This is a genomic window from Brevundimonas sp. (genome assembly GCF_041648115.1).
GTDB lineage: Bacteria > Pseudomonadota > Alphaproteobacteria > Caulobacterales > Caulobacteraceae > Brevundimonas.
This window is the reverse complement of sequence record NZ_JBAZPR010000032.1, coordinates 1-7,795: the sequence shown is the minus strand read 5'-3', so window position 1 is coordinate 7,795 and position 7,795 is coordinate 1. Positions and strand designations below refer to the sequence as shown.

The following is a 7,795-nucleotide window of genomic DNA, read 5'->3' as shown; positions in this document are numbered from 1 at the left end:
CCGATGAGAGTCAACTTGCAAGGTCAACCTAGGAAAGAGTGGGGGCGTCTCGTGGATCGGTGCGACCGGAAGCACCTATAGCAGACCTCTGGAATGTCTCTCTTGAGCTCCCGGACAAATGGGAGGCCCTCTTGCGCAGCCCGTCCTTCACACTGATGCCGTGCATTGAAATGGCATCCCAGACTAGACAACTGTCTCGCTGTCTCGCTGTCTCACCCTAAAAATCGCTAGAGAAAAATTTAGACAGTTTGCAACTTAAAGCATGTCACCGAAAGTCTGGAGGCGGCGGTGAGCCTACCGAGACTGTGAGACACTGAGACGTTGATGCGGGCGGTCCAATGGGGTCGTCTCATAAGAGAGGCCCCATTCGGGGCCTCAATCATGCTGCGATTTTCCGGAGCGCTACAACGTTGTTGCCCAGCCCAAACGGATTGCCCGGCCGATACTCGTCGGAGAGTTCCTCTACGCTGGCGTGTTTCCAGCGCTCAACATCGCGGAATGCCCAGAGGCGCTTTTTGCCGATTCCCTTTAGGCGACGCTCTCCGATGTTACGGGCTCCAAGCTCGTATAGGACATTGCCCATAGTCCCTGCGGTGGGACGCGTCCGCGTCCATCCACGGTGATTGACCATATAGTCCACAACCTGTTCGGCAGTGCCGACCGCTTGAGCGAATACGCCCTCACCGTCATCCATGGCCTCCTTCACCTCGGCCGCTAACGGACTGAGACTCCGTTTTTGTATTTCAGTCTTCAACGCTGTCTGTGGTGCGTGAGCTTGGGGATTAAACGCGGTAATCGGCTTTTGATCTAGCCAATGCGCAAAGGCTGGGAGCTCTCTGGGCAACGCGTCAACCAATGCGAGATAGTAGGCGTCACTCTGCACAAACTCTGCGGTCTGGATTGCCGCAAAACGCCGCTCTTTGTCCTCGAGGATGATCGCGTCGACGTGGTTGGATGTGAACATCGTTCCTCTGGGGGCTCTCGCGAGGAAAAACTTCGTTCCCTTCTCTTCGACCTCGATTTCGTCCGACGTGATCCACTGCTTAAGGCTGTTGGATGCCCGTTTGTCCACGCCCATCAGCTCTTCAAACACCAAGAGCACTAGGTTCGTCCAACCGGCTTTGAAGCGGTTCTCGATTACATCAGACGTCAGAACCTTCACGTTGGTCGAGCCTAGAATCGAGGTGAGGATGTCGAAAATCAGGCTTTTCCCGTTCCCTTGCGGACCCACGAAAAGCAGCGCGGATTTGATTTTGATCCCAGGATGCTGACGCATGTGCGCGATGTAGTTCAAGACATGCTCGCGATCGGCAGCATCCGGAATCAGGTAATCAAAGTGAGCCAGGATCGTGTCGCAACTTCCTTCAACAGGCTCTATTTTTGGAGCCTGATAAAGGTTGAGCACGGGGTTATCACCTTTTCCGACGATCCGCTCTTCATCGGGAAGATAATCAGCTCTCGAAGCCTTGATAGCCAACTCGCTCTGCTTAAAGGACTTGTGGGGATCGGCCAGCCGATGCCCGTGCTTCATTTCGAACGAGTCCCGTAGTGTCGGCGTGAGGGTCTCATTGTCGTAATACCGACCGGAGGCGAGGTCGAAGACGTTCTCCTGGACCAAATGCAAAACCTCGGGATCGAGCCTGCCGAAATCCAGCGGGGAGTGGAGACGGGCTGCGAAACGGTGCTCAGCTGCCGCCACGAACCCAAGATCATTTATGATGTGGGTGTACGTGACCGCACCAGCAGCTTTCAGCACCTCATCAATTTTCTCGTCGGTTTCGGCTTCCGAGTAACGCACGGAGTCCAACCGGGAGAAGTCGTGAGCGACTTGCCTCCCATTCTCACACCGAGCGGCGATGCCAAGCGCAGCAAACCAGTGGCCGTACGGCAGCGTTGTCGCGTTGGCGATGCAGTACATGATGAAAGGCTCGTTCTCGGCAATCAACTTCCATTGGGGAGCGCTATCCTTTGCGACCAGCTCCTTTTCACGGCGCCGTGAAACCGGGCTAGGCTTGAATGCCTCCAATGCCTCCAGATCGTAGGCCCTGTCTGGATGCAGCTCCAGAATCACGGCTGGCCGAACGGGCTCATTTGGACGGTAGTTCTTTGAACCCGCACCGCGCTTCACCCGCGCTAGATCACCCATATTGTCAAGTTTGATGCCGACCTCCGACGCCTTCTGAATAGCGTAGCCATTGAAGGATTTCAGGAAGCGTTTTGCCCGAGCCCTGTCTTCATCATTCTCTATTATGAAAGGGTTCAGGAGCCAGTAGTCGAAGTGATAACCTCTTCCAGAGCTGACAATCGCGGACGGTTCGGGCAAGCCAAAGCCGAGCAATAGGGCTTTAACCTCGTCGAGCGTCATGGGAGGATTCTTTTCCTCCGCGTATTTTCCGTCCACGGCGGAGTCGATATCGAGAAAGACACCGCCGATAGCTGAAATGTCTTCGGCCTTGCCGCGTCCTTTTGACGGTGGTTTGTCGAATACGGCGAATGTCGCGTACAGCGATTGTTCAACCTCAGAGGCGCGCTGTTCAATAGCTTGCGCTATGTCTTCAACTCTCACCGGTATATTGGAGTCTGGACCAAAGGCGCTGAGCACCACCCATTTTCCTGGAACTTTTTTGTATAGCGCGCTGTAGTAATCTTTAGGCATTATCATTTTTTATTCCTATTTTTTAAAATTCCTTCGTGCCGTTGCAAGGGGAATGACTGAAATGATAGACTAGGGCCATCACTTCAGGAATGGTTATTTAATAACTGGAGTCATGTTGTTCAAGGGGGTGTCGCTCGCATCTAGCTTTTCGATAAGCTTCCGTGCACTCAGATGGGTATAGCGGACCAGCATGCGGGGGTCGGTATGTCCCGAAACCATCATCGCTTCCGGCATTTCCAGCCCCTTCTCAAAAAGACGAGAGACGGCCTCATGTCGTAGATCGTGGAAGCGAAGATCTACGCACCCAGCCTTCACCACGAGCCTATTCCAAGCCTGCTTCAGGGCGTCCGGCGTTGTGGCGAAGGCTTTGCCGGACCGTGCGGGCAGCGCGGTCAGAATGTCCGTTGCGCGGCGTGTTAGCGGGACTGTTCGCGCCCGACCGTTCTTTGTTTTGGGAAGGAGCGCGGTGCGATTGGCAAGATCAATGTGACGCCAATCCAGCGCAAGGATTTCGCCCTGGCGCATAGCGGTCTCAATGGCGAAGCGGATGATCGCTTGCAGATTGGCCGTCTTCATCGTTGCGGCTACTGCGAGCAGACGTGCTTCCTCGCCTGACTCAAGACGACGCTCTCTTCCTCTAGGCTGTCGAGGTTTTGACACGTCGCGAGCAGCGTTCTCCAGAGTAGGGAAGCCCCACTCCTTCCGAGCGAGGTCGTAAGTCCTTTGGATCAACCACAGCTCGCGCGCCACCGTACGGGGACCAACTTCGTTCAGACGGTCGTCTCGATATCGAATGAAGTGGGATCGGTTCAGCCCGTCGAGTTGGCGCTTCGCTATAGGGCGTCGTTTCATTGCAACGAGTAGGTAGTGATCGCCCGACTTTGCCTTCACGAGTGCGGCGTGCCTGTTCAACGCAGCGGCTAGGTCGAGATCGCATTGAACGGCGTGAGCGCTTTCGCCCCGGCTCTCTAGCTCGTCGAGGTCGCGCTCTTGCAAGGCGCCCCATCGTTCGGCGTCTTTCCGTTGAGCGAAGGTCTTTGAGCGGGGTGCAAATCCCCGGCGTCGGACTTGGCATTGCCAACGGTCCTCACGCTTCCGAATACAAGCCATTTTCGATGTCAGAGCGCCATACGAGTGACGGCTGCACTGGATCAGGAATGGTGAGAAAGTTGGCCGGTCCCTTCAAACGCAATCTGCGTCTGAAGGGACCGATGGTGGAGCTTAGCGGAGTCGAACCGCTGACCTCTTGCATGCCATGCAAGCGCTCTACCAACTGAGCTAAAGCCCCGGACCTGTCGGTCTGGTTCGCCCGGTTCATCTTGCGATGGCCCCCGGCGAGGCGGCGGAAACTATGTCAGGGCTTTTCTGCGATCAAGCCCGTTTCGAGATTTATTTTCACCGCGTTCCCAGAGGTGAAAATACGCAGATTTTTCAAACCGAAGCGGCTGGAAAAGGCTGCTGTCCCGCCGCGCTTCCCTAGCGGGAAATGCGGCGGGTGCAACAAGAATCTGAGCCCAGTCGTGAGAAGCGCAGCAGAGGCGGGAAACCCGGCCTCAAGTAGCGCGACGCGCGATAGGCCCAAAATTAGTCGTCGTCGCGCGACGGCTTGGCGATTTCGTCGTCGATCGAGTCATCGTCGTCGTCTTCGATGAACGGCACGGAGTCGTCATCGTCGTCGGTCAGATCGTCGTCGCCGTCGGTCGAACCCATGCCCGCTTCTTCCGAAGCATCGGCGGGCGCGTCCTCGTCTTCGTCGTCCGGCGTCAGGATCGGCTCATGGCCTTCCTCGTCGATCTCGGGCGTCTTGACGTCGTCTTCCTCGTCCTCGTCGCCATCGACCTTCTTGTCCTTGACCTGGTCTTCGGCTTCGTCGTCGGCCGGATAGCCGGGGCGAGCGCGACGGCTGCGCAGCTTCAGCGCTTCTTCCGGATCGAAGTCCGTGCCGCATTTGGGGCAGTGGGCGGGGCGACGGTTCAGGTCGTAAAACTTCGCCTGGCAGTTGGGGCAGACCTGCTTGGCGCCCAGTTCGGGATTGGCCACGTGAGGACACTTTCAACGGGTTGAATTCGGGGCGGTCCCTTGCCACCCCTTTGACCCGCTGTCAAAAGCCATCTTTCGCGCCGCCCGCGCGGCTCCTTCGCCAATGCAGCCTGAAGCGGGTGAATATGCTTTCCCAACCGACCGCCCAACTGACCGCCAGCCGGTCGTCCGCCTTGTCTGGAACGGTGCGCGCGCCGGGCGACAAGTCGATGTCGCACCGGTCGATGATCCTGGGTGGCATGGCGTCGGGCGTGACCGAGGTCGAGGGTTTGTTGGAGGGCGACGACGTCCTGGCCACCGCCCGCGCGGTCGAAGCCTTCGGCGCCAGGGTCGAACGGACCGGCGACGGTCAATGGCGGATCGAAAGCGCGGGCGGGTTCAAGGCGCCGCCGTCGGTGATCGACTGCGGCAACGCCGGGACCGGGGTTCGCCTGCTGATGGGGGCGGCGGCCGGCTATCCGCTGACAGCGACCTTCGACGGCGACGGCTCGTTGAGGAAGCGGCCGATGAAGCGCGTGACCGGGCCGCTGGCCGATATGGGTGCTGAGTTCGACTGGCAGGCGACCGAGGATCGGCTGCCGGTGACGCTGACGGGCGGAACGCTGAAGGCCATCGACTATGTGCAGACGGTCGCCTCGGCCCAGGTGAAGTCGGCCATCCTGCTGGCGGGGCTGAACGCCGAGGGCGTCACCTCGGTGGTCGAGCCGGAAAAGAGCCGCGACCACACCGAGCGGATGCTGCGCGCCTTCGGCGCCGAGGTCGGCGTGGAAGAGATGGGCGAGGGCTGGAAGGTGACGCTGAAGGGCGGTCAGCCGCTGACCGGAACCTTCGTCGCCGTGCCGGGCGATCCGTCCTCGGCGGCCTTCCCCCTGGCGGCGGGGCTGATCGTGCCGGGGTCGGAGGTGACGGTCGAAGGCGTCATGCTGAACCCCCTGCGTACCGGCCTGTTCGACACCTGGATCGAGATGGGCGCCGACCTGACGATTTCGAACCGGCGCAAGGCTGGCGGCGAGGATGTCGGCGACATCACCGCCCGCCATTCCGCGCTGAAGGGCGTGGTGGTGCCCGAGGGGCGCGCCGCCTCGATGATCGACGAATATCCGATCCTGGCGGCGACCGCAGCATTCGCCGACGGCGTCACGGTCATGCGTGGCGTGGGCGAGATGCGGGTCAAGGAAAGCGACCGGATCTCGCTGATGGTCGAGGGCCTGCGCGCCTGCGGCGTCCAGGTCGAGGAGGAGCCGGAGGGCTTCATCGTCATGGGTGGAGGGGTTCGCGGCGGCGCGACCGTCCACACCGCCCACGACCACCGCATCGCCATGAGCCACCTGGTTCTGGGCCTCGCCGCCGAACAGCCGGTCTCGGTCGACGAACCTGGCATGATCGCCACCAGCTTCCCCGGCTTCGTCGAGATGATGAACGGGCTGGGCGGACGGATCGCTTGAAGCCGACGCGCGACGTCCTTTATCGCGGCGTTGCGGTCCTGGGGCTTTTGACCTGTCTGGGTGGGGCCAGCTGGACGGCCTGGACCGTCTGGCAGGGGATGATGACCGGCAGCGTCAGGGGCAAGCACGGCGCCGTCCATCTGAGGGCGGAGGGCGACTTCTTCTTCTATTCGACAGTGACGCTGAACGGCGTCGCCTGTCTGTTGTGGCTGGGTCTGGCGGCGTTCGCGGTCTTCGTCCTGGCGCGCTGGAACGACTGGGCGTGAGCCAACAGGGGGCCGACGTTGGACAAGGCCGTGCGCCGACCGCTAAAGCCTGACCAGACTTGAATACATTCGCCCGGAACCTCCGCTTGACCCTGATCATCGCCGTCGATGGACCGGCCGCCTCTGGCAAGGGGACGATCGCCGCGCGCCTGGCCCGGACCTATGGACTGCCGCATCTGGACACGGGGCTGCTGTACCGGGCGGTAGGGTTGAAGCTGCTGGAGGACGGCGGCTCGCTGGACGACGAGGCGGCGGCTGCCGAGGCCGCGCGCGGGCTAGACGCGGCCGGACTGTCGGACGATTCGCGCCTGACGACGGGCGAGGCTGGCGAGGCGGCCAGCCGGGTCGCCAGCTTCGCCGCCGTGCGCGCGGCCCTGCTGGAGCTGCAGCAGGCGTTCGCGGCCCAGGCAGGCGGGGCGGTGCTGGACGGGCGCGACATCGGCACGGTGATCGCGCCGGACGCCCAGGCCAAGCTTTTCGTCACCGCCACGCCCGAGGTGCGTGCGACCCGCCGCTGGAAGCAGCTGTCGGCGCGCGGATCGGACATCACCTTCGAGGCCATGCTGGCCGATATCCAGCGCCGGGACGAGCGGGACGCCGGCCGGGGTTCTGCCCCCATGGTCCAGGCCGACGACGCGGTCTTGCTGGATACGACCGACATGGGTATAGAGGCGGCCTTCGATGCGGCCCGCCGTATCGTCGAGGCGGCGCGCGCGAAACACGGTCTCTAGATTCCCTCATGCAGCGTAAGCGGTAGGGAAACAAAAAGACCGCTCTCGCAAATCCAACGCTCCCATCCTCGGCTTCCGCGGGCGTTTTGATCGTTCTGAACGGCCTCGCATCCTGACGACCTGCCTATCTTTTCCTCTCGCCTCGGCGCAGCGCCTTGCTGTGTGAGGGGCGTCCACCTCGCGCGGAACCGTTCGGTCGCGCGCCACAGCCCTATCGGAAACACCAGAGCTTCATGTCTGATACTCTCAATCCCACGCGCGACGACTTCTCGGCGCTGCTCGACGAACAACTTCAGGGTCGCGACTTCGGCGAAGGCCAGGTCGTTCACGGCCGCGTCGTCGGCATCGAAAAAGACATCGTCATCATCGACGTCGGTCTGAAGACCGAAGGCCGCATCGCCATGCGCGAGTTCGGCCAAGGCGACGACGGCGCCCTGCCCAAGGTCGGCGACAACGTCGAAGTTTACCTTGAGCGCGTCGAGAACGCCCTGGGCGAAGCCGTCATCAGCCGCGACAAGGCTCGCCGCGAAGAAGCCTGGACCCGTCTGGAAGTCGTGTTCGCCGAAGGCCAGCCGGTCAACGGCGCCATCGTCGGTCGCGTCAAGGGCGGCTTCACCGTCGACCTGGGCGGCGCCTCGGCCTTCCTGCCCGGCTCGC

General features: G+C 61.1%; 7 protein-coding genes and 1 tRNA gene. 4 read left to right on the top strand and 4 right to left on the bottom strand.

Annotated elements, in window-relative coordinates; all coding sequences use genetic code 11:
• Positions 1-379: 379 nt before the first annotated feature.
• The 4 genes from WC597_RS16985 to WC597_RS16970 form a co-directional block, all read right to left on the bottom strand.
• A complete protein-coding gene (locus WC597_RS16985; RefSeq protein ID WP_372695223.1) occupies positions 380-2,656 on the bottom strand; it encodes a primase-helicase family protein in 2,277 nt (758 codons plus the stop codon).
• Positions 2,657-2,749: 93 nt separating this feature from the next.
• Positions 2,750-3,508, bottom strand: coding sequence for a site-specific integrase (locus WC597_RS16980; protein ID WP_372695225.1), 759 nt, complete (start codon positions 3,506-3,508; stop codon positions 2,750-2,752).
• Positions 3,509-3,868: 360 nt separating this feature from the next.
• Positions 3,869-3,944 (bottom strand) — tRNA-Ala (locus tag WC597_RS16975).
• Positions 3,945-4,240: 296 nt separating this feature from the next.
• Positions 4,241-4,696 (bottom strand): TIGR02300 family protein, encoded by a 456-nt coding sequence (locus tag WC597_RS16970; protein WP_372695217.1) that lies wholly within the window; start codon positions 4,694-4,696, stop codon positions 4,241-4,243.
• 125 nt (positions 4,697-4,821) lie between these two features.
• Between WC597_RS16970 and aroA the strand changes: the two genes are divergently transcribed.
• The 4 genes from aroA to WC597_RS16950 form a co-directional block, all read left to right on the top strand.
• Complete coding sequence (gene aroA, locus WC597_RS16965) at positions 4,822-6,141, top strand: 3-phosphoshikimate 1-carboxyvinyltransferase (RefSeq protein ID WP_372695215.1); 1,320 nt, start codon at positions 4,822-4,824, stop codon at positions 6,139-6,141.
• Entirely contained in the window at positions 6,138-6,407 is a 270-nt protein-coding gene (locus tag WC597_RS16960; protein ID WP_372695213.1) for a hypothetical protein, read from the top strand. The genes aroA and WC597_RS16960 overlap by 4 nt, the downstream gene beginning before the upstream one ends.
• An 86-nt stretch (positions 6,408-6,493) precedes the next feature.
• Positions 6,494-7,138 carry a (d)CMP kinase gene (cmk, locus tag WC597_RS16955; RefSeq protein WP_372695211.1) on the top strand — a complete coding sequence of 215 codons (645 nt, stop codon included), beginning with the start codon at positions 6,494-6,496 and terminating at the stop codon, positions 7,136-7,138.
• 233 nt (positions 7,139-7,371) lie between these two features.
• Positions 7,372-7,795 (top strand): S1 RNA-binding domain-containing protein (locus tag WC597_RS16950; RefSeq protein ID WP_372695209.1); only part of this gene is annotated, 424 nt, incomplete at its 3' end.